23 protein-coding genes are annotated in these 22,409 nt (G+C 45.8%); 9 read left to right on the top strand and 14 right to left on the bottom strand.

What is annotated here, in order from left to right:
• Window positions 1–200 precede the first annotated feature (200 nt).
• Entirely contained in the window at window positions 201–1,415 is a 1,215-nt protein-coding gene (locus AC4EHB_RS11440) for an aminotransferase-like domain-containing protein (RefSeq protein WP_490981565.1), read from the top strand.
• A 77-nt stretch (window positions 1,416–1,492) separates the two neighbouring features.
• Here the strand turns inward: AC4EHB_RS11440 and AC4EHB_RS11435 are convergent, their stop codons facing one another.
• The 7 genes from AC4EHB_RS11435 to AC4EHB_RS11405 form a co-directional block, all read right to left on the bottom strand.
• Entirely contained in the window at window positions 1,493–2,230 is a 738-nt protein-coding gene (locus AC4EHB_RS11435; RefSeq protein ID WP_490975932.1) for a YqcI/YcgG family protein, read from the bottom strand.
• 584 nt (window positions 2,231–2,814) lie between these two features.
• Window positions 2,815–3,258 carry a BsuPI-related putative proteinase inhibitor gene (locus AC4EHB_RS11430; protein ID WP_490981564.1) on the bottom strand — a complete coding sequence of 148 codons (444 nt, stop codon included), beginning with the start codon at window positions 3,256–3,258 and terminating at the stop codon, window positions 2,815–2,817.
• Window positions 3,259–3,602: 344 nt separating this feature from the next.
• Entirely contained in the window at window positions 3,603–4,490 is an 888-nt protein-coding gene (locus AC4EHB_RS11425; protein ID WP_490981563.1) for a fructose bisphosphate aldolase, read from the bottom strand.
• 148 nt (window positions 4,491–4,638) lie between these two features.
• Window positions 4,639–5,532, bottom strand: a complete 894-nt coding sequence (locus AC4EHB_RS11420; protein WP_490981562.1) for an oxidoreductase — start codon at window positions 5,530–5,532, stop codon at window positions 4,639–4,641.
• A gap of 158 nt (window positions 5,533–5,690) precedes the next feature.
• Window positions 5,691–6,590 (bottom strand): oxidoreductase, encoded by a 900-nt coding sequence (locus tag AC4EHB_RS11415; protein WP_490981561.1) that lies wholly within the window; start codon window positions 6,588–6,590, stop codon window positions 5,691–5,693.
• A 192-nt stretch (window positions 6,591–6,782) separates the two neighbouring features.
• Entirely contained in the window at window positions 6,783–7,436 is a 654-nt protein-coding gene (locus AC4EHB_RS11410) for a hypothetical protein (RefSeq protein ID WP_490981560.1), read from the bottom strand.
• Between the two features lie 273 nt (window positions 7,437–7,709).
• Window positions 7,710–8,054: a hypothetical protein gene (locus AC4EHB_RS11405; protein WP_490981559.1), complete on the bottom strand. Its 345-nt coding sequence runs from the start codon at window positions 8,052–8,054 to the stop codon at window positions 7,710–7,712.
• 484 nt (window positions 8,055–8,538) lie between these two features.
• On the opposite strand from AC4EHB_RS11405, the gene AC4EHB_RS11400 reads away from it, so the two are divergent.
• Both AC4EHB_RS11400 and AC4EHB_RS11395 read left to right on the top strand, forming a co-directional pair.
• Window positions 8,539–9,039, top strand: coding sequence for a VOC family protein (locus tag AC4EHB_RS11400; RefSeq protein WP_490981558.1), 501 nt, complete (start codon window positions 8,539–8,541; stop codon window positions 9,037–9,039).
• A gap of 82 nt (window positions 9,040–9,121) precedes the next feature.
• Complete coding sequence (locus AC4EHB_RS11395; protein WP_490981557.1) at window positions 9,122–10,183, top strand: ketopantoate reductase family protein; 1,062 nt, start codon at window positions 9,122–9,124, stop codon at window positions 10,181–10,183.
• Between the two features lie 141 nt (window positions 10,184–10,324).
• Here the strand turns inward: AC4EHB_RS11395 and AC4EHB_RS11390 are convergent, their stop codons facing one another.
• Window positions 10,325–10,723: a hypothetical protein gene (locus AC4EHB_RS11390; RefSeq protein ID WP_490981556.1), complete on the bottom strand. Its 399-nt coding sequence runs from the start codon at window positions 10,721–10,723 to the stop codon at window positions 10,325–10,327.
• Window positions 10,724–11,319: 596 nt separating this feature from the next.
• Here AC4EHB_RS11390 and AC4EHB_RS11385 point away from each other — a divergent pair.
• Both AC4EHB_RS11385 and AC4EHB_RS11380 read left to right on the top strand, forming a co-directional pair.
• Window positions 11,320–11,505, top strand: a complete 186-nt coding sequence (locus AC4EHB_RS11385) for a hypothetical protein (protein ID WP_490981555.1) — start codon at window positions 11,320–11,322, stop codon at window positions 11,503–11,505.
• 42 nt (window positions 11,506–11,547) lie between these two features.
• Complete coding sequence (locus AC4EHB_RS11380) at window positions 11,548–12,450, top strand: hypothetical protein (protein ID WP_490981554.1); 903 nt, start codon at window positions 11,548–11,550, stop codon at window positions 12,448–12,450.
• A gap of 187 nt (window positions 12,451–12,637) precedes the next feature.
• Here AC4EHB_RS11380 and msrB read toward each other — a convergent pair whose 3' ends face one another.
• The 4 genes from msrB to AC4EHB_RS11360 form a co-directional block, all read right to left on the bottom strand.
• Window positions 12,638–13,774, bottom strand: a complete 1,137-nt coding sequence (gene msrB / locus AC4EHB_RS11375; RefSeq protein WP_490981553.1) for a peptide-methionine (R)-S-oxide reductase MsrB — start codon at window positions 13,772–13,774, stop codon at window positions 12,638–12,640.
• 18 nt (window positions 13,775–13,792) lie between these two features.
• On the bottom strand, window positions 13,793–14,299 hold the full coding sequence (locus AC4EHB_RS11370; protein ID WP_490975946.1) for a TlpA family protein disulfide reductase: 507 nt from the start codon (window positions 14,297–14,299) through the stop codon (window positions 13,793–13,795).
• A 258-nt stretch (window positions 14,300–14,557) separates the two neighbouring features.
• On the bottom strand, window positions 14,558–15,397 hold the full coding sequence (locus AC4EHB_RS11365) for an alpha/beta fold hydrolase (protein ID WP_490975947.1): 840 nt from the start codon (window positions 15,395–15,397) through the stop codon (window positions 14,558–14,560).
• 15 nt (window positions 15,398–15,412) lie between these two features.
• Window positions 15,413–16,252, bottom strand: a complete 840-nt coding sequence (locus AC4EHB_RS11360; protein WP_490981552.1) for a DUF4097 family beta strand repeat-containing protein — start codon at window positions 16,250–16,252, stop codon at window positions 15,413–15,415.
• A 518-nt stretch (window positions 16,253–16,770) separates the two neighbouring features.
• Between AC4EHB_RS11360 and AC4EHB_RS11355 the strand changes: the two genes are divergently transcribed.
• Window positions 16,771–17,217: an SRPBCC family protein gene (locus AC4EHB_RS11355; RefSeq protein ID WP_490975949.1), complete on the top strand. Its 447-nt coding sequence runs from the start codon at window positions 16,771–16,773 to the stop codon at window positions 17,215–17,217.
• A gap of 54 nt (window positions 17,218–17,271) precedes the next feature.
• Here the strand turns inward: AC4EHB_RS11355 and AC4EHB_RS11350 are convergent, their stop codons facing one another.
• On the bottom strand, window positions 17,272–19,086 hold the full coding sequence (locus tag AC4EHB_RS11350; RefSeq protein WP_490981551.1) for an LTA synthase family protein: 1,815 nt from the start codon (window positions 19,084–19,086) through the stop codon (window positions 17,272–17,274).
• 360 nt (window positions 19,087–19,446) lie between these two features.
• Here AC4EHB_RS11350 and AC4EHB_RS11345 point away from each other — a divergent pair, with 360 nt between their 5' ends.
• The 3 genes from AC4EHB_RS11345 to AC4EHB_RS11335 all read left to right on the top strand — a co-directional run bounded on the left by AC4EHB_RS11345 (window position 19,447) and on the right by AC4EHB_RS11335 (window position 21,019).
• Window positions 19,447–20,046, top strand: coding sequence for a YdcF family protein (locus AC4EHB_RS11345; protein ID WP_490975951.1), 600 nt, complete (start codon window positions 19,447–19,449; stop codon window positions 20,044–20,046).
• Window positions 20,047–20,282: 236 nt separating this feature from the next.
• A complete protein-coding gene (locus AC4EHB_RS11340) occupies window positions 20,283–20,714 on the top strand; it encodes a VOC family protein (RefSeq protein WP_490975952.1) in 432 nt (143 codons plus the stop codon).
• Window positions 20,715–20,863: 149 nt separating this feature from the next.
• The gene (locus tag AC4EHB_RS11335; protein ID WP_490975953.1) at window positions 20,864–21,019 is read left to right on the top strand and encodes a hypothetical protein; all 156 of its coding nucleotides are present in this window, start codon (window positions 20,864–20,866) and stop codon (window positions 21,017–21,019) included.
• A gap of 55 nt (window positions 21,020–21,074) precedes the next feature.
• On the opposite strand, the gene AC4EHB_RS11330 is transcribed toward AC4EHB_RS11335, so the two are convergent.
• Window positions 21,075–21,986: a DMT family transporter gene (locus AC4EHB_RS11330; protein ID WP_490975954.1), complete on the bottom strand. Its 912-nt coding sequence runs from the start codon at window positions 21,984–21,986 to the stop codon at window positions 21,075–21,077.
• Between the last annotated feature and the right edge of the window lie 423 nt (window positions 21,987–22,409).

Below are 22,409 nucleotides of genomic sequence, written 5' to 3'. Positions count from 1 at the left end.
ATGTTCAAAAAGGCAATGATGAAAAGCCTTTCGCTTGGGCGAAAGGTTCCTGCGATTAAAAGAAGGCATTCCGCCAAGACAGAATACCAACTGTTGTGTAACCGATTCGCTAGCCTAATGTCAGTTCACGATATTCAAAGCCGCCAATAATCTGTAGAATGGAGACAAAGCAAACTGGATAACGAAAGGGGCACGACTTTGTGACGCAAACATTTCCATTTTCAAAAGATATCAGCCTGGCCTTCAAAAACGATCCACCGGGGCAATGGCTACTGACATTGCCTGAAGGCTGCATCCGATTGAGTTCAGGCTATCCGGAGCCTAAATTAGTACCAGCTGAAGCCATAAAATCCGCTACCATCCGGCTGCTCGATGAAGAGCAGGATCTGCCGCTGCAATACATCGGCAGTCCGCGGATTCCGCAATTGAAAGAATTTCTCCGCCAGCGGATGGCGAAGCGGGGCGTGGAACTGACGGACGAGGAGCTGCTTGTGACTTCCGGTGCGTGCCAGGGGATTGACCTGGTGTCTCGTGTTTTATTAGACGATAAGGCGGTCGTCGCGCTCGAATCTCCGACATATATGGAAGCGCTGGAAGTGTTCCGGAATTACACGGAGCATTTTATGAATATCCCCGTTGATGGGCAAGGCATGGATACCGCAAGATTTGCAGAAATGCTGGCAAACCGCAAACGCGAAGGGTTAACGCTGCCGCGCATCCTTTATACGATCCCAACTTCGCAAAATCCGACAGGCACAACGATGTCGCCGGAACGCAGGCGCCATCTGCTTGAGCTGGCCGAAGAATTTGGTTTCCTCATCCTGGAGGACGATGCATACGGCGAATTAACTTTTGGTGATAAGCCTGAATTGCTGAAAGCGATGGACGGCAACAGTGAACGCGTCATCCATATCGGGTCGCTGTCAAAAGTCGTCGCACCCGGCATGCGCATTGGTTGGGTAGCGGGCGGCGAGAAGTTGGTCAGCACCTTAGGATGGTTCAAGAAAGACCTGAACCATCCATTTGCGCAGTCGGTCATGGCGTCGTTTCTGGAAGCCGTTGATTTCGACGCGCATCTGGAGTCGCTAACGGGTGTGTATAGCGCGAAAAGCACGGCGATGATCCAGGCGCTTGAGCAATTCATGCCACCCGCAGTTACATGGTACGCACCAGAAGGGGGCTACTTCATGTGGCTCCAGCTTCCGGGTATCGATACAGCGGAAATGCTGCCGCACGCATTAGCGGCCGGCGTATCGTACGTTCCGGGCAAGCATTTTCATCTCGACCAAGGACGCTGCGAATACTTGCGGCTTTCGTTCAGCTATGCCGACGTGGAAGCGATTGTCGAAGGTGTCCGCAAACTAGCAGAAGTAGTCGGCGCAAACTTACCGCAGCAAGAGCCGGAAGGCGAATGAAACCTACGCTTTTTCTAAATTAAATGAATGCATAAAAAGAGAGCTATCCTCAACGGAACGCTCTCTTTTTTGCATCTTCACTTTTTCATTTCCTTATGCGTGAACGGGCATTTGCCTTGGATCGGCTCGCTGTCGTCACCGATGAAGAACTGCTTCCATTCGTTATGCGTCGGGTCGCCGAAATGGCTGATGTCCGGATGCGTCGGCAAATGATCCCACGCTTCAACACGGGTGCGGACTTTATCCCGCGACATGACGCCGCCTTTTTCCGTCCCTTTCAAACCTTCGAATATGCGGCGCGGCTGGAAGCCCAGCACCATGGCATTACCGAGGTGGCGGGTCTTGCGCTGCTTGTATGCAGGGGTGTTGCCGAAAACGAAAATCGGTTCGCCGTCGAACGTAAAGTCCCATAAATAATGGTCTGGGTCGCGCGGTGCCTCAGCGGGCCATTCCGTTTTGTCGACATCGTGCATATACTGCAGCAAGTCCCAGAACTGCTTACGGTAATCTTCAATCGACCCTTCCGTTTCAAACGGCTCCACAAAGACGAACAAGCCGTGGCGTTTGTGTTTCGGGTCGTCGAACAGCTCCAGGAAACTGGAAACCGCTGCCGGCAAATTACTCCAATCATCCTGCGTCACATAAGCATAACGGAGTTCGCCTTTCAATTCACCACTCATCCCGAAATAGCAGGGGAAGGTTTTATCGGTGACCGTGTTGTGGAAAGTCTGGTATTCGTTCAGCAGCCATTCCGGCAGATCGGTACGGGTTTGGAAATCTTCTTTTGTTAATAAAGCATGTGTTGTCAAGTTCACTGAAATTCCTCCAATTAAGTAATAACTCTCTCTAAGGGAATTTCCCTGTCGGCGCATAAATGAAACTAGGGCAATCGCTTTATTTGATCAAATGGGGTTTCTATATAAGTTGGATTTATAGTTAATAATCGATATTCCGCAAAACAGCTGCGCTTGCCGCGGGCGAGCGCCAGGCCTCCTCAGTCGCTTCGCGCCTAGCGGGGTATCGGCTGTCTCGCTATTCCGCAGGCAAGACTTAACCGAAGCCTGCGAGGGCAAGTCTTTGCGACGAAGCACGCAGTGCTGCAACGTACTTTTTGTCCCGAAGCTAGCGTAGCGATGCAGGGACAGGAGCAGTACGGTTTTCTCCGCTATTTTGCTCCATATCGAGTGATATCTTAGCGACGGCGCGTCAAGGGGCTAGGCAAGGAAATGGCCAAATGGAATTTGGACTGTTTCCTTTGCTTCGAAGCTAGGCGAAGTGATGCAGAAGCAGAAAGGTCTTAGCTATGAGATGAGTGTTCTTCTCGGCTCATGGCGAGAGCCTTGCCCAAAGCGACCGAAGCGGTTTTCAATATGCTACTTCTTTAATTCAACTTATATAGTTATTCCACTACATACTCATTCTCTGCTGGATAAGCAGGTCCTTGCTGCGGTGTGAACCAGGCTTCAATCTTATAGGTGCCAGGCTCAAGGTCAAGTGGCGGAACCTCCAGCTCATAGCTCAGTTCGCCGCCGGCTGCTGCGGTTTCCTCACCGAGCACCTGAGCATATGAGCTGACTGAGGAATGCAGGAATACCTGTTCATCCGCTTCGTTGTAAAGTGCAAAATCGAAGCGCTGGCTGTTTGTAAAGTTAAATGTCACTGCTTTATCCGTGCCGTTTTTCAGGGTATAGCGGTAGCCGGCATTTGACTTTTCGAGTGTTGCGGCCATTTCGCCTTCATTGCCTCCTTCTGATTTCCCTCCATTTGTGCCTTCGTCGGGTGTGCCGCAAGCGCCAAGCAAAAGTGCCAGCACTGCGAGCAATAAAATTGTCCATGTCCGCATGGTTCTCTCTCCTTATAAAGCGATTTACAAGTTAGACCGTTGAATGTGGATAAAAGTTACAACGCGATGCAGAAATAGCAACATACCATTGAAGCCGCCGCTGCATTATACTAATCTTACTTAAAGAAGGTGGCAGACACTATGCCTGCAATCGCAAAAGACTTTAAAGATGCATTGATATCAAAGATGAAATGCCTGTCCACCAGTTCGCTGTATTTACTGAAGTACATGACAACTCTCTTGATGCCGCTGTAAATAATCTATTTGTTTTTGAATTCACCCAAACTAAGAAAGGCAATTCCGGTCACAACGGAATCGCCTTTCTTTTTTGATGGGTATATCGTTCAGGTAATCGACGCTTCGTAAATGGTCTGGATGGAATCCTCGATGGACGCATTAAACTCGTCTTCGGATTGGCTGGCGCTGACGCCTTCGGACAAGCCGCGGGAAAAGCTGGCAATGAGGCCGTTATTGGCCGCCAATTTTTCATTGGCTTCTTTGCGCGGATAGCCGCCGGACAGCGCAACCACACGAATTACACGTGGGTGGTCAATCAATTCTTTATAGAAGTTGTTGACGGTCGGGATCGTCAATTTCAGCATGACATTTTCTTCTTCACCCAGTGAATCGAGAAAGTTCAGAAGTTCCTGCTTCAACAATTCCTCGGATTTTTCTTTGTCTGCGCTGTGGATATCAACTTCCGGTTCGATGATCGGCACCAGGCCGGCAGCCATTATTTGCTTAGCCACTTCGAATTGCTGTTCCACGACTTTGCGGATGCCCGCTGGATTCGGTTCTTTGATGACCGAACGCATCTTCGTGCCGAAAATATGGCGTTCGTTTGCCCGCTGCAGCAGTTCATCAAGATTCGGAATCGGCTTCATCAATTGCGCACCGTTTTCTTCGTCAGCGAGGCCTTTATCGACTTTCAGGAAAGGCACGACGCCTTTTTCTTCCCAGAGGTAATCCGGTGTATACTTGCCTTCAACTTCACGGTCCATTGTCTGTTCGAACAGGATCGCACCCAAAATCGAGTCGGAATTGAAGGAAGGGGCCGTCATGACCCGCGTCCGCATTTCGTGGATTAAGTCGTACATTTCCTCTTCATTTGAATATTGGTCTTCTGAAACTCCGTAAAGCTTCAGCGCCTTTGGCGTACTGCCGCCGCTTTGGTCAAGTGCGGCCACAAAGCCTTTTTCATTCTTCACACGGTCGAATTGTTGTTGATTCATCATCCCAGCTCCTTAGATAAATTTTATCGTGAAAATTTAAACTAACAGAAAGCCTTTCATTGAATAGTTTAACAATTAATGACGGATTATTCAAAATAATTCTGAACGCTGTAGCTTTTTAATGTAAAGGGATTGGATGTGCCGTTAATTAAAAATTAAATGTCACGCCGGTCAATTGCTCCGAAATATCCCAGAGTTTATTGGAAACAGTTTTGTTATCCGCATCCGGATGTGGTGTATCGATAGCGGGGTAGCCTTTGCGCTGCCCTTTGCCATCCGGGCCGATATATTCGCCGCCAGCTAACGCTGGAGACGTGGCAGCAAAGATTGTCGGCAATGCGCCCATGTCTGCGGGCTGCAGGAATTTATACAAGATCCCTTTCAGGAAGCCCGGCGCGTCCTTGCCGCCGAATTTGAACAGGTTTGTTGCAGAAATGCCGGGATGGCAAGCGATGCTGATTGTCGATTGGCCATGCTGTTTCAAACGCTTATCGAGTTCTTGCGCAAACATTAGGTTGGCAAGCTTGCTTTGGCCGTAAAATTTCATGGCCTTGTAGCCGTTTGTGCCGTCGAGGTTGTCGAAGAATATATCAGCACCTTTATGAGCGAGGCTGCTGACGGTGACAACGCGTGAATTGGGAGTAGCCGAAAGGAGCGGCAGCAAATGTCCGGTCAATGCGAAATGCCCCAAATGATTGCTGCCGAATTGCAGCTCGAAGCCGTCTTTTGTTTTGGCATAGGGCGGCGTCATGACCCCGGCGTTATTGATCAGCAAGTCGAGCGAAGGAAACTTGTCCTGAAAGCGTTCAGCGAAAAAGCGGATGCTGTCGAGGTCTGCCAAATCGAGTTCCATGATTTCAACTTCCGCATAAGGATGATCCTTTTTGATCAAATCGCGTGCTGCATGGCCTTTTTCTATATTCCGTACCGCCATAATGACTCGGGCACCTTGTTCAGCAAAGGTGTTTGCCGTCTCGAGGCCAATGCCGCTGTTGGCGCCGGTGATGATGGCCGTCTTTCCATACAATGAATGTTGTTCCATGATTTCAGCTCCTGAATGGGTAGAAAGATTTCCTTAAACGTATCATTAGTTTCAGGCAGGAACAAACAGAACGGCTTTTCTTTAAGCTTCGCGATTCAGCAGCGACACAAAAAAATGCCGTAAATTTCACGGCAGCCTGATTGCGATATGAATCTATTTTATTTTGTGAAATCAAACTTCAAGCCAGTCAATTGTTCGGACGCGTCCCATAGCTTGCGTGCAACTGCTTCATCCAATGCTGAAGGGTGAGGCAGTTCCAAGGCAGGAAATCCTTTTTTCGCGCCTTTTCCGTCGGGGCCGATGTATTCACCGCCGCTCAAGCTTTCGCCTGCAGTTGCGTAGACAGTCGCCAGAGCGCCCATGTGGGGCGGCTGCAAGAAACGATTGGCGTAATTCCGAAATACTTTCGGCGCGTCCCATTTGCCGACTTTGAAGATATTTGTTGCCGAAATCCCCGGGTGGCAAGCTACGCTGATGGTTTGGAAGCCATTTCGTTTGAGCCGCTTATCAAGCTCTATCGCGAACAGCATATTGGCAAGCTTGCTTTGGTTGTAGAACTTTTTCGCTTTATAGCCTTTTGAGCCATCAAGGTTGTCGAAGTCGATTGTGCCACGGTTGTGGGCGAGGCTGCCGATGGTGACGATTCGCGAGCCCGGTGTTTTCTCAAGAAGCGCCAGCAAACGTCCAGCCAAAGCGAAATGGCCAAGGTGGTTTCCGCCGAACTGCAGCTCGAAGCCGTCTTTCGTTTTTGAATAAGGGGGCATCATCACGCCTGCATTATTGATCAGCAAGTCGAGTGAAGGCAGCCGGCTCTTGATTTGTTCACTGAAAAAGCGGATGCTTTCCAGGTCGGCGACATCGAGATGCATTACTTCGACTTTCGCATGGGGGGTAAGGGCAATGATCACCCTTCTGGCTTTTGAGCCTTTTTCCATATTGCGTACCGCTAAAATGACATGTGCACCTCGGGTGGCCAACTCTTTGGCCGCTTCAAAGCCGATTCCGCTATTCGCACCAGTGATGATGGCGATTTTTCCATTCAAACTTTTCTGTCTCAAAAAATCAGCTCCCGGTTCTCTAAATTCAAAGTTCTGCTTGCTTTAACGTACCACGTCAGGCCAGCAGGGACAATGAAGAAAGGAAGGGGAGCTGTGGAAGGCTATTAGGAACTGCATTAGCCGAATGTGAAACATAGAAAAAGGACTTTCCCGGAAAGCCATAGTCCATGGCTTTGGGAAAGCCCCCGGTATTCAGTCGTCGTCGCCTCTTTTATCATCGTCGTCGTCTTCTCCGTGATCGTCTTTAATCCATTTGCCTTTGCTTACTTCAACGTTTATCACTTTTCTATTGTAAGTCGTTTTGTAGTTCTTATTCTCAACGTGTGTTTCTTTGACGACTCTGCGTTCAGTTTTTCCAAACTCTTTGTCGCGGTAAACTTCAGTGTCTTTATAGAAAACTTTACCACCGCTGCCCGGTTTGCCGTAATGTTTGATGGTAGTGACAGTGGTTTTCGTAATTTTCACTGGCGTTGTGAAAATTTTAATGGTGTCGTAGCGTGTCACTTCATCCCATGTGACGCGTTTAATCACTTTATACGTGGTGCGGGTTTTCACTTCGCGATACCAGTCTTTTTGAGGATGGTATTCTTTTTTCACTTTCACATCGACTTCGCGATAAGTGGATTTCTCGGCTTTCTTCTCAGTTACATATTCAGAAGATTTTTCGCGTTTGACCACTTTGTCATAAGTGACTTCGTGTTTCGTTTTTACAATGGTCGTGACGCCATCGCGATAAGTGACTTTTTTGGAATCATCATCTCCATGATGGCCGTCGTGCGCAAATGATACAGAAGTGAATCCGAATGCTAATAATAGGGTGATTAAGATCATAGCAAACTTCTTCATTTTCTATTTCTCCTTTAAAAGCAGATTTTTATTAGCTGAGCAAATAACTTCAAAACGGGCCAGAGTATCTAGACGTTGACCGCTACTCAAAAATCCACTCATTTTTCTTCATATGCGCCTCCTTGTGTATGTAACTCTATGTAAATAGTATAGTACAAATATCAAAAAATTACTATAATTTAGAATGTTAAATTTACTTTTATTTTAATGAAATCTGGAGCAGTTTAACAATAGAAAAGGACCGGGCTATTGGAACTGCCCGATCCTTTCATGTTAATGGCGGTGGTGGCCTTTGTGATTATGGTGGTGATGGCGTTTGCCATGTTTGTGGTAATGGTAATAATATTTGCCGTGTTTAGTGTAATGTTTGTGGTAATGTTTGTTCTTTTTATGCTTTTTGAATTTTTTGTCGTAGTCTTTGTCATAGTCTTTGTATCTATCATCATCTTTGTCGTAGTGGTCGTCACGGTCTTTGTATCTGTCATCATCTTTGTCTTTGTCGTAGTCATGATGGTATCCATCGTGATCACGGTCATGGTCTCCGCCGCCAGCTAATGCAGTAGAAGAGAATCCAAACGCCAAAAGAACCGCCATCAGGATCATAAAGTATTTCTTCATAGTCAATCTCTCCATTCCATTTAGATTTTGTCCATTGTCTAGGCTGTTGACTGCATAGAAGCTGGAACGTTCATCTATATGTCCTTTTAGAGATTAGGACCCCCTTTTTTTGTGTGAGTTTTATATTCCAGCTACGCTAATAACTTCGTCGAGATTTCACAAAACCATTTTGCCTGTCTGCTAGGCACGCGCAGGGCAATTGCTGCGCTGCTTTCTGTTTAGAGCCCCGCTGTCCATGCCCAGCAAATCGGTAGGCGAAACCGACAACGAAGATTAGCATAGCTAAAAATTAGAATTATTTTTTAAAAATATGTAAAATGATATAAATATGCTATTCATTGAAGTCAGTATATAACATCGATCAAATAAATACTATAGTTTTTCGAATATTTAAATAAATATAAACAATTCGACTCATCTACATAGTATAATGGGAGTGAAAATACATAGCCGCTCTTAAATCTAATCGAAAGAAGGTATTGGAATGGAGCAGAAAATACAGAAAATTGTAGCCAATCTATGGTTCGAGAAAGTGGCGGAGGAAGCAGTCCGCTATTACGTATCCATTTTCAAAAACGCGAGCATTGGGCGTATCCTTTATTATTCAAAAGAAGGCTTTGACCTCCATGGCATGGCGGAAGGGACCGTCCTGACGGTCGAATTCACCCTAGAAGGCCAGAAATTCATCGCGCTCAACGGCGATTCCGCGTTCAAATTTACTGAAGCGGTGTCGTTCATCATCAATTGCGAATCGCAGGAGGAAATCGACTATTACTGGGACAGGCTCATTGTGGGAGGAGACGAGCAAGCGCAGAATTGCGGCTGGCTGAAAGACAAATTCGGCGTGTCTTGGCAAGTAGTGCCTGTCCAGTTGGATGATATGCTTGAAGACAAAGATTCAGAACGGGTGGAGCGTGTCACCCGAGTCATGCTGCAGATGAGTAAACTGGACTTGCTGGAATTGCAGAAAGCGTTCGAAGGGTAAAGGGCAATTAGGAGCGGCTGTTTTTAATTGGGTTGAACCGCAGCCAGGAAAATGGAATCCGTTATTTACAGGAGTGATTTCCATGGCAAAGAAAATACTGATTTATGGCGCTGGGCCTTTTGGCAGCTTGTTTGCGGAGCGGCTGACAGAAGCGGGGCACGACATCGCGGTGCTTGACCACGGTGAGCGGCAGTGGGAATTGAAACGCTTGGGCGTCGTTATCGAAAATACTGAAACGGAGAAAATAACGGTTACCAAAGTGCGGGTTGTTGACAGCTTCGATCCAGAGGCGTATTACGACCTTGTCATCGTGCCGATGCGAAAGAACAAAGTGATTGAAATTCTTCCGGCATTGGCGGCGAATAAAAAAGTTCTTACTTTCTTGTTCATGATGAACAATGCAGAAGGGCAGGAACGGCTAGTTAGTGCATTGGGACAAGAGCGTGTGGTTTCCGGCTTCCCATTTCCTGGAGGTTATCGGCAAGGGCACGTAATTCGCATGCTCCCGGTCGATGAACACCATAAGTGGACCTTGCCAATCGGCGAAGTCGATGGGCGGACGCTGCCGAGAACCCTTGAAGTCAAGGCTGTGCTGGAGTCGATGCGCGGGTTCAAGGTGGAGATACGGAATGACATCGACGACTGGCTGAAAACGCATGTCGCGCTGCTTGTTCCGACATTGGCGCAAGCCATCTACGCATGTGGTACCGATTTGGAGCGTTTTGCCGCGACCCGTGACGCCCGTGTACTGTGCGTCCGTGCACTGCGGGAAGCGTTCGAGGGGCTTCGCAAAGTAGGGGTAGAGATTACACCGCGAGGCTTGCGTGCATTCGAAGTGATTCCCGAGCCGCTGCTGGTGCTGATGCTCGCCAAACTGGCACGGAGCGAAATGTTCGAGAACAGCTTGGGCCACTTGAAATCCGTGCCCGACGAAGTCAAAAAGCTGACCGATGAATTTTACGAGTTGATCGAACCGGCCGGCATCGAGACGCCTGCGCTGAATATACTGTCCCGTTACAGCTATACGGATAAAGCGCCGTTTCCTTATGGCTTGAAGGAATATCCTCTTCACTGGAAAGGTGCATACGCCATTGCAGGCGGAGCAGCAGCGGCTGTCGGAATTTACAAATGGATGAAAAATTAAATAAGCCCGCTTTCAAGGATTTGAGTCTGGGAGCGGGTTTTATTGCGTTTTTTTATTGGAAATGAAGAAAATATACACCATAAAAACTGAGAAAGAACCAAACTCCTTTTTAGGGGTTTGGTTCTTTCCTGCTAAATTCCATTAATGACGGTTGTAATGGTGTTTTTTGTCGAAGAAATAATGGAACTTGCCGTGTTTGTAAACGTATTTTCCAAGTTTGTGGAAATGGTCGCCATGTTTGTAAAAGAATTTACCGTTTTTGTGATAGTATTTGCCATGTTTGAAATAGCCGTTGTGTTTGTATTTGTCTTTGTCATGATACCGTTTTTTGTCTTTATCGTCATCATCGTCGTGATAGCGTTTTCTGTCTTTATCGTCGTCATCATCATCGTGATGGCGTTTTCTATCAAAGTCCCGGTCTCTGTCTTTGTCATGATAGCCGTCTTTGCGATCGTCATTATGGTCATCGTTCGCAAGCGCGGCAGAAGATGCGCCAAAGATCAAGAAAAGCGCCATTAGGATTGTGAAGTACTTTTTCATATTCTCTCTCTCCATTTCATAATTAGATTTTGGTTTGTCCTCTAGTCGATGGAGCATAGAGTCTTAAACTTTCATTAATATGCACTTTGAGGGAATAGGACCTCCTTTATCCGTTGTTTAAATGTGTAGTTATTTGGTGGGTTCATTGCTGAAAAGGTAGGAATATGATGTTAGTTGAACTTATTTTATAATAAATATCAAAAAAATACTATAGATTTTAGAGTATTTAAATAAAATAAATCTCTCTAAGTATTACAGAAAAATAAAGCTTGCTTGTATAATGCAGTTTTGTCCCTGAAATTTATATACAGGAATAAAGTTAATGGGAAAGAAATTTTCGAGGTGAAAGGGCCATGTTGGGCAAAAATTGAGTTTAAAACGACATTCAGTGTGCTTCACTATATTTTGCATTTCTAGAGAGAGTTTTGGGGAGCTAAAGACCTAGCAAAGTATCTGAATAAGAAAATAACGATAGAAATGAAACCTACTCTTTATTGATTTGAATTTCATTTTGCGGAGATCGGCAATTCCTGAAATTATGCTATTATATAACTAGTTGTATAATATATCCATTTGAGTGCAGAAAGGGATTAGCTATGGATTTTAAATCAAGAATCATTGAAGCAGCTACTTCAGCTGAAAAAGAAATTAAGCGGGTAGTGGCTGGACATGAATTAACCATTAAACGTCAAAATGAAGAGATAGAAGAGCTTCGGAAATACGCTAATCAGGTAGAAGAAATAAAGCGGCTGCAAAAAGATATTCAAGAGCTAAGAAAATAGCTGAGAGTTAGTGAAGGAGAAAACTTACTGCTTCAGGTCCGCTTGGATTTAGAAGCAGCTAAAGAAAAGAAAAAACTCTTCTCTGAGACTATAAAGCCCTCAGTCAAAGAAAAACCGCTGACCAAAATTTCACAGGAAGCAGTGGATAAGCGTGACGCCGAAGATGAATGGGAGGATACGCTCCTGCAGGTAAGAAATGATTTAGAAGTGGCAAAAGAAAAGAAACAGCGGGAAAAGACGTATTATGAAAATTCAACATCCATTAGTTCATCTGCAGCAACTGACCTTACTGCATTGAGTAATTCTTTAAAGCCTTCCATTTATCGCTATAAAGTGAATGTCATTGATCTAACAGTCCTTGAGACATTCATACGAAAATATAATTTAGTCGAGAGGGAAGCTATTTTGCCGCTTTACGAAACGAAAAACTCACGGGAGATTTACTTGTATACAGAAGTAGAAACCATCTTTATCGATTTATTGCTCAAAGAGATATACATGGTCAAGGATGAGTTTGATAAACTGCTGGCAAGATACGCACCACTGGTTCTTAAACATAGGCAACTTACAAATATAAAGCACCCTGTCCGAGAAAAACAAAGTGTGGAAACCGAAGGAATTCAATGGGGTTCAATTGATACGAAACCATCTTCTTCAAATGATTCAATCGAAGATTCGCTGTTCAGCGAGCAAAGTGAATTGAATAAAATGGGATACCGGATTAGTGGCATCACAAGAGATGAACGATGGGAAGTTCTGCGAAGAGCGATACCGGCATTAGGACTAAAGAAAGTGGTCAATATCATTAGTGCAAATGTAAGGCTAAGAAAAAGACAGAAGAATGGTGAACAGAAATACCAGCACGCTATCGCAGAATGGGAATACGATCTTAGCCAACTCAAGAAAAAGTATTATTATGATGGGTTTAAATGGCCTGAGAGTTGAATCGATTTTAAAATCTTCAACCGTTTTTTCTGTATAGTTTAAGTTAGAGTGAAGCCATTTCGAGAAGAAATCAACATGGAATCCAGTAAGGAAAAAGATTCCCCCTATTTAAAAGAATTGCCTGAAGAAACTCCGCCTCAACAAAAAATAACTGCCCCTTATTTACCGGGCAGTTATTTTTATTGTGTTATTGCAGCATGCCTTCCAAATAGCCGTATCCTTTCTGTTTCATCTCATCTTTTGGGATGAAAAGAAGCGATGCGCTGTTGAGGCAATAACGCAAACCGCCTTTGTCTTCCGGGCCATCGTCGAAAACATGGCCAAGGTGGCTGTCGCCGGAGCGGCTTCGGACTTCAATCCGTGTTCCCAAAAAACCGTTGTCTTCGTGTTCAGTCACGACAGCCGGTTCAATCGGTTTTGTGAAGCTTGGCCAGCCGGTTTTCGAATCGTATTTGTCTTTTGAAGAGAACAGTGGTTCACCGGTTGTGATGTCCACATAAATCCCAGGTTCGTAATTATCCCAGTATTCATTGGAATAAGCGGTTTCAGTGTCATCTTTTTGGGTGACGCTATACTGTATTTCAGTCAGTTCCGCTTTCAGTTCTTCATCGCTTGGTTTAGGGTACAGTGCCGGGTCAATCAAGGCCGGAACTTCCTGGTCTTCAAGCGAGTCGAACTCGACGTGGCAATAACCGTCGGGATTTTTCTCAAGGTAATCCTGGTGGTATTCTTCCGCAAGGTAATAATGAACAAGCGGCTCGACTTCCGTAACGATCGGATCATCGTATTTGTCCACTTCGCCAGCCATGACATTTTCAATGACAGCGCGGTCCGCTTCATTTTTATAGTAAACACCGGTGCGGTATTGTTCGCCGCGGTCATTGCCTTGCTGGTTCAAGAGCGTCGGGTCGATGATCATGAAATAATGCGAAAGCAGCTTCTCCAAATCGACACGCTCCGGGTCGTAGCGTACATGCACCGTTTCCGCGTGTCCGGAATTCCGGCGCGTCACATCTTCATATGAGGGGTTTTCCGTGTCGCCGTTGGCATAGCCGGAAGTGACATCATATACACCGTAAACCCTTGCCATATAAGCTTCGACTCCCCAGAAGCAGCCTCCAGCGAGCCAAATTTCCTTCAAATTGCCGGTATCAAATTCCAAGTCCTCATTCGGATTTTCGGGAAAAGGAGAGGCAGGTGCAGAATCCGAGCCACTGCTACTGCCGCTTGTGCTGCCAATCTCAGTCAGTGGATTCGAACAACCGGCCAATACAAGGAGCAAAAACAGGAAGATGAGAAGGGCTGATAAACGTTTGATATTCATTAGGGTGTCCGCCTTTCGTTATTGGATCGTATCGAACGTTTCACGTATTTGTTCGTTGCTGAAATGGCCCGGAGAGCTTTTTACAAGCACACCGTCCGAGCCGATATAGACGGAGGTTGGATAGGCCAGCACGCCGTAATCTTCAAAGACAGGCCCTCCTTCATCCAAAAGGACTTGCACATTTTCGGTGTTTTCAACACCCTTGAACCATTTCTTGAATGATTCGCTGTTCTTTTCAGCATTGGAGCTTGGCGAAACGATAGACAATACGGCAAAGTCGTTTTCTTCACCAGCCAGTTCATTCAATTCGCCCATGCCGGCAAGGCATATCGAACACCAGGAAGCCCAGAATTTAATATAGACTTTTTGGCCTTCATATTCCGAGAGTTTATGGCTTTTGCCATTTATATCGACAAGCTCGAAATCAGGGGCGGCATCGCCGTTATTTGCGCTGGGTGCCGATGAACAGCCCGCTAATGCCAAAACGAACGCCGCCAGCAGCAATATTTTTATCTGTCTATTCATCTCGATCATCCTCTTTATAAGAAGCCCGATTGGCCGCAGCTTCGTAGTTTACTTTTATCATATAGCCGAATTGTCAGAAAATACATTGAAGACCCTTAAAAAAATAAAAGGAGGTGCCGCTTTAAGGCGAAACAGTGAAATTTCCCTTCTTAAAGAGAGATAATGCTTATCTGTTAAACGCAGCAAACCTTAAATTAGATCATTAAAAGGCCAGCTAATCGATTTCGAAATTTGCTTGAATCGAGTGGTTGGCAGGGGTTATTCGTATTCGAATTTCGCTGCTTCGGGCCCCATCCAGACATCATCGACAAATGAGGTAATTTCTTGAGCCACGTTTTTGGGGTCTTCCCAGTACAGCATATGACCCAGCTGCGGGAAGACAGTAAGGCGGGCATCCATGATGGCGATGGACAGTTTTTCCTGGTCTTTGCGTGAAGCGATGGTGTCTTTGCCGCCGCAAACAATGAGCGTAGATGCTTTTACTAGATGGAGCTGATCTGGAAAATTCTCTTTCAGCAAGGCTTCGTTTGTTTCTCTCCATACGCGTGCAGGTACTTTTTGCGATTCACTGAACATCGTCTCAAGAAAATCAGCAGGCACGGGTTTGATGAACAGGTCCTCTGTGAAACTTCTGATAAACGCCAGGCTAACTGGGTCGGTTAAACGGGACAAAGTGGATTCCTGTATTTTAACGATATCCGGTTTGTTGCCGAGTGCGGAAGGGACGCCGACCAGGATAAGGCCAAGCACCCGTTTCGGATGACGCGCAGCAAATTTCCTGGCGGCAAATCCGCCGCTGGAAGCTCCAAGGATAAACGCTTTCTGGATGGCTGCAGCATTCATGAACAGCAGCAGGTCTGCTACAAAATCCTGGGTCCTGTACGTCGCTTCTGGCGGATCGATGCCGTCATGTCCACGCTGCGTAAAAGCGATTGCGCGTATTCGGCCGGGGAAGTGTTCGAATAGTCCTTCGAACGTCCGGCAGGAATCACCGAGTCCATGCAGTAAAATCATCGGAATGCCGAGAGGATCACCGGCTTCTATATAAGAAAATTCCCTGTTATTCGGCAAAAGCATTTTTTTCAGTGTTGAGACCAATAGATTCCACTCCTTTCATTCTACAAAAATGCGGCCATTCTTCGTAGTGAGCCTAATCAGCACATCACCGTTGCCGAAACTGACTTGCCTGGAATCGCGTCCGAACACATCAATGCTTCCATTATCGACGCTCGCCTGAATGCGGGCGTTAACCGGTTCGATTTCGGTGCGGATTTCAATGCGGCCGTTATTCGTTTCAAAGTCGACTGGGAAATCGAGCGTATCAGTGGTCAATTCGATGCGTCCGTTATTTGCTTTGGCCCGCAGCTCACCTGACACATCTGTGAAAATGATGCGTCCATTCGATGAGCGGACGTTCATGTCAGCGTCCATTCTAGTCAAATCGATTGCGCCGTTATCGGTTTCGATATTGACTATATCACTTTCGACCGCTTCCAAATCGATGCGCCCATTGTCCGCTTCAAGCGATAGTTCAGCGGCCTGGACATCTTTCGCTTGAATCGTTCCGTTATTGCTGTCTACAGTGAGCGATTCCAAGCCATCTTCGGGTACATAGACTTGCAGCGAGTAAGATCGGTGGAAGCCGAAGACGAAAATTCGAGACCTATCCTCAACTTCAATAACCAAGCGACCACCAGAAATATCTGTTTTCAACATGAAAGCATCGCTATTTCCTGTCAGCACGATGCGGGAAGTGCCGTCATCGCTTGGCAGAAAGTCCACGCGGGAATTTTCCACCAAGATTTCCATATCTGCGATTTCTGCATCGAAGGTTTTTTCCTCAAGCACTTTCTGTTCTGCCGAATCTGAATTGTAGATGGTGTATAGGATTGCAATGGCACCGATTAAAAGGAGCGCAGTGGCAATGAGCAAGCCCTTTATCAATGTTTTCATGGCTGGACTCTCCTTTCTCCATCAAAACATGTGCGGCATTATACAAGGCAACAGGGTATTTCCGAAGTTTGTTGAATACTTACAATAAGAAAAAGAGGAAAAAGGCAAGCCAAAGGAAGGGAATCATGGAACCCGTGCAGAGCAGACATTCGATTGCGGTAGAAAGGATTGTCTGGTAACTAGCGGCTCGATTAAGGCCTTTGTTATCTGGTAATTGCGAGCAGAGGCAAGGTTGCAGATATAAGTAAAAAGGAATAGCAAATGATCTGCATTTTCCACCAGCATTTCTATGCTACTGATTTTACCATAAAATTTCATAGATATCAGAAAAATCAGTTTATTTAAATTCTCGCATGCTGTACTATTAAATAAAGGAAGTGATTTTGTGGAAGGTGTCTTCGCATTTTCACCTGTTCTAATGGCTGCGGCAGTGGTAGTAATCGGATTGATTGTCTTTTTCGTTTTTCGGAACCGTTCGAAGTGATGCAGAGATTTTAAGGCAAGAGGAGGATGCCGTCATGTGGAATTTGAAGAAAACTGTTTATATCGACCGCAGGGTGGAGGAAGTCCATCAATTCGCAACGAATCCGACGCTATGGTATCAATGGTACGCCGGCTTATCGGAAGCTGAAAACTTGCTTGGAAAAGGCGGCAAAGGCACAAGCCTGGAATTGAAGTATTTTTTTCTTGGAAGGCACCTGGGTTTGCACGTGCTCGTTGAGGAAAATGCGCCGGTAAATGGTGGCTATATTTGGCGATGCCTGATCACCGGTGCTATCGACGCGACTCAAACTTGGAGTTATTTGCCGGCAGAGGAAGGCACTGTAGTCCAATTTGAGATGGATTATGAACTGCACGGCAGCATTCTTGGGAAAGTGGCCAATAAGTTTTATGTCAAAAAGTTGATGAACAATTCAGTAGAACAGACATTGCAGAACCTGAAAGATATCAGTGAAAGTGATTGATGCCAAAAAGGCAGACTCGCAAATCAGTGACATGATTTGCAGGTCTGCCTTTTCTTATTCCACTATTTCCAGCGCGTTGCGTTCAATGATCGTATCCGAAAGTCGAAGCTGCTGGGCGGCTTGTTCTATCCCTTTTTCGCAGTCTGCAAAATTTGTCGGGCTCCCGGTTTCAAGGGAATAGCAAGTGCCTTCACCAGCGGTTTGTGTCAAGTCGGGTTCGTAGTAGACGTCTTCATACTGGAAAGCACCACTTCGGAAAACAGTGACGTTGGATTCTTCATCCAGCAGCGACTGTCCAAGCATGTAGGCGGGCTTGATATTGAGCAAGTCGAGAATGGTCGGTGCTATATCGATTTGTCCACCGCTCGCTTGGACTACTTCTCCTTGTTTCAAGTTCGGCGGTTTGATGAATAGCGGAACTTGCCGGTCGAGGCGTAAGGAATCCGCGGCTGTTTCAGCGCCAGCTTTTTGTGCGAGTTCACCGTCTGGTGCGTTCAATCCGCTGTCATGGTCACCGTAAAATACCACTAATGCATCGTCCCACATGTCTTTTTCCTTTAAGTCTTCGACCAACAATCCGACAGCTGCATCGACATAATGTACGGTGTGGTAATAATTCTGCAAAAGCTCATCTTCGTAGCCGCCGAGATCCAGCCGTTTTTCTTTAACAGGAATGTCATAAGGCGTATGGCTCGTCAGTGCAACCATGAACGCATAATATGGTTCCTGCAAGCCTTCCATCAAAGACACGGAAGTGCTAAAGAACTCTTTATCATTTAACGCCATGCCGATGACGCCATCATCGGGGAAGTCCTTCTTGCTAAAGAATTGATTGAAACCGATGTTCTTGTAAAAATCATCGCGGTTCCAGAAATCTTTTTCAAATGCGTGCATGGCTGCCGTTTCGTAGCCAGCTTTTGCCAACAGCCCGGGCAACGCCTCGAATTCATTGTCCGCGTATTGGGTATATACCGAACCGGATTTCACGGGATGCAGCGAGCTATTGGTGATAAACTCGGCGTCCGACGTACGCCCTTCATGGGTCTGATGGTAAAATGACGGGAAGTAAAGCATTTCTTGCTTCAGGCGGTTCAAGTTCGGCGTTACTTCCTGCTCGTTAATCTGCTGATCGATGACGGAAGCCTGAAAAGATTCGAGCTGCACCATGATGACATTCGGCTGCTTGGCTGATACCGCCACCGGTTCTCCCGGTCTAAGAGCTTCGATTTCCAACTTTTCCGCCTGGGTGATTTCTTCGCTGAAACCCGTGGCAGCAGCGAGGCCTTTCGCTATGTCGGTGCCGTGGTAGCCCCAGAAACCAAGCTGATAATACTCGCGCATATTGGAAATCGAACCTTCTACCAGCCATTCTTCTTCATTGGCATAGCTGGAGGCTAGCGGAGCGATGAAAAGTACAAGGCCCAAGGTCGTAACAGCGGCGGCCAATAAGCGCCGATTTCGTAGAGACGGGCTTTTCACTTTATTGCGTGTAAAGAAAATCAAGAGAGCAAAGAGGAGCAGGTCCCCAAAGAATAGGAAATCCTTCGCTTCGATCAAGGTCATGAAGCCGCCGCCGACATCGCCCATCTGACCGATATCGGATAACAGCGAAATAGACAGCAGGTCTTCGAAATAGCGGTAATACCACATGTCTGAAATGAGCAGCGTGCTATGAAGAAATAGCGATGCCAGTAAAATCCATCGGCGCAGCTGTGGTTTCAGCGCAAGTGACCAGCTCGTCAGTACCAGGATTCCCGCGAGATTAATCACAAAGAAACTGAAGTCAAAAGCGCTCGCGGTAAACACGCTGAACAAATAGATTTTAGACAGCGACAAAGCCAAATAAAGCCAATAATCAGCATCTCTCATGAGGAACCTCCGAACCAAATGCAAAATGAATAAGCATTTTTGTATTCCTTTACCTTTAATACGGGGCAAAGAAACGTTATAAAATTGATAAGATGTGACGAAAAATTAACAATATGTAATATTTATAGAGTTTTTATAAAAGAAAAGTTGAAGGTTTATTGGGACGATAGCGCATACCGTTGTAAGACGTAATTCGCTTTTTTAGACAGGTATCGCTTTTGACTTGGAAAATGTAGAATGTGATTATTTAATGTTTTTTCGGAATTCCTCTTTTCATTGAGCGAACATGGGTTGATAATGGGGAAGGAAAGAAACGCCATAGATTGTATAGAAAAAAGTATATAAAAGGGAAGACGGATATTGACGAAAATAATCACACGGAAAGTGACGCGCTTGATTTTTGTATCGCTGCTCATTTTTACAATTTTTACGGCATATGGCATTTGGACATTTGCTGCAGAATCTGAACTTATAAAAACCGACGCCGCCATCGTTTTAGGCACGAAAGTCATCGGCGATCAACCTTCGCCTGTGCTGAAGGAACGCATCAACCATTCGATTTGGCTATACGAGAACGACTATGTGGAGAAAATCATTTTCACTGGCGGCAAGACGGATGGAGCAGATTTCGCCGAATCTGAAGTGTCCCGTGATTACGCACTAAGCATGAATGTGCCTGCGGAAGATATTTTGATCGAAACCCAATCGATGATCACGGAGGAGAACTTTTTATACGCTAGTGAGATTGCCGCTGAACAGGAACTGGACAGTTTTCTTGTTGTCAGCGATCCTTTACATATGAAGCGCGCTTTATTGTTGGCACATGTTGCAGGAATTGATGCGCATTCTTCGCCGACGACGAGTTCAGTTTATCAATCCTTAAGCAGCCAGTTGCCTTTTTTTGCACGTGAAATCGGTGCTTATATAGGTTATGTGCTGACATTTAATTTTTTGGATTAAAAGGTCAAGTGCGATCCGGATGCCGGGTCGCACTTATTATATTTTTTAGCTTTCTTGAAAATACAAAATCGCGATAAAAAGACTGAAAATTAAAATTACTTCTTTTCTTTTTGAGAAAGACAGGTTATAATTAAAAGGAACAAGCGTTCTTATTTTAGTGGTGTTTGAAAGAGTCGAATATGGAAGCTTGTACTGAATACTACATATAAAATTTCTTTAAGAAAGGAGCATTTAACGTGTCAGTAAATGTGTATATGATTTTCAATGGCAATTGCCGAGAAGCCGCGGAGTATTACGCTGAAGTTTTCAAAACTGGAAAGCCGGAGATTATGCTGTTTGGCGATATGCCGCCTGATCCAGATTGGGAGATGCCTGAAGAAATGAAGGACAAAGTCATGCACACGAGCTTGAAGATTCATGGCAGCGAAGTGATGTTTTCCGATACCATGCGAGATGCACCGGTGAATTTCGGCAAAAACATCAACGTTACGGTGGTATCCGACAATCTTGAACAAATGACCGAAGAGTTCAATCGGCTCAGTCAGGACGGCAAAGTGCAGATGGAAATGCAAAAAACGTTCTGGAGCCCCGCTTATGGCGCGGTCGAGGACAAGTTCGGAATCGATTGGCAGTTCAGCTTCGATGATGGAACCAATTCTCCAAGTTGAAAGTGGAGGCCTGGTAGCTGCGTTGCAGCCATCCGGCTTTCTTTTTATTTATCTAAAAAAAGCGTCTTTGCTGAAACTTTTCACGGCCTGTTCCGTAAATAATAAAAACGGGCATGGAATAAAAAATCACCCAAGGTTGGAGGGCAAATATGGTCATTAGAAAAGTTCAGCGCATCCTTTATAAAACGGATCGTATTCTCGGCGATGCAAGGGCGGTCCGCAACGGGTCGATTGGCCGCCGGTTAGCACGGAGAATGGCAGGCAGAGCAGCCAATCGGATTTTGAATAAGCTTTTCAAGTACTAGCAAAACAAAAGCTCTCGCATTGCTGCGGGAGCTTTTGTCATGTTCTGAATTAATGCTAAGCGGCTGATTCCGCTGTTTTCCGGGAAGCGCTGCGGCGGGTTCTGCCAAGAAGGCTGACAATCAAAACGCCGCTGATGGCAATTGCGCCTCCTGCAAGCGACATACCAGTTGGTAATTCATGAAGCCAAATCCAGGCAACAGCAATGGCGACAGCCGGTTCCAAGTAGATGAGGCTGGAAACGGAGCTGGCATTCTCTATCGACAATGCGGCTGACCAAGTGACATAGGCAATTGCCGCTGGGAAAATGCCGACATATAGCGTTGCGAAATGAGCTTCTGCCGAAGCGTTTTGCAACGTATCCAGCAATCCTGGTGAGAACAACAAGAATGGCAATGTGCCAGCCCAAGTGAAATAGGCGGTGAGTTCAATCGCAGAATATCGTGCCAATAATGGTTTTTGGAAAACGAAAAACACAGCTGAAGCCAGAGCAGCCACAATGACAAGCAGCGCACCGCCCGACATTGCTAGTGATGCGCCAGCCGAGCCGAGCGCGATGATGGAAATTCCCGTAAAGCCGACTGCTAAACCAAACCAGCCTAGTCCGGTGAGGCGTTCCTTCAAGACAAAGTAGGCGATCAATGCAGTGAATATTGGTCCGGAACCGACAAGCATACCGGCAGTGCCCGCCGAAATATTTTCCATACCGAAAGTCACGAAAATATGATAAATGCTGATGCCGATCCAGCCCAGCACTAGAATGCGGATGATGTCGCTCTTATAAGGCAACCGGAATGCCGTTCCTGGCCAAAGTGCGTAAATCAGGAATAATAGCGATGCGATAAGGAAACGCATGAGAACATTCTGTCCGGCATCGTAGCCGCCTTGAAGGCCAACACGAATTGCCGCAAACGAAGAGCCCCAGATTAAAATCGAAAATAAGGCCAATGAAAAAGCTTTTGCATTCAAAAAATCTACCTCCTAGTTAAAAACAACCAGCTATTATTATATGCCTAATTGGCGGAAATGTCTTCAGGAAGGAGAGTCAGTCTTAAGCTTTAGTGGGCTCCTCCTTATGGCATTGGAAATGAATAAATAGTCGGATTTCGTGTTTTTTATTCGACAATTGCAGTGTCATTCCTTTTACTTTTAATGGATTGCGTATTAATATAAAGATGAATATACACAAAACATACATACTATATTAAGTTGAAATCAAAAAAACCTGTTGAACACCGCTTCGGCCGCTTTGGGCATGGCTTTCATAATGAGCCGGGAAGAACACCTGTCTCATAGCTGAAAACCTTCTGCTTCTGTCCCTGTCCCTGTCCCTGCAACGCTTCGCTAGCTTCAGGACATGAAAAAACGTTGCAACGCTTCGCTAGCTTCGGG

The organism is Planococcus sp. TJ-302, from assembly GCF_058268455.1.
This window is presented reverse-complemented; position numbering and strand designations above follow the sequence as displayed.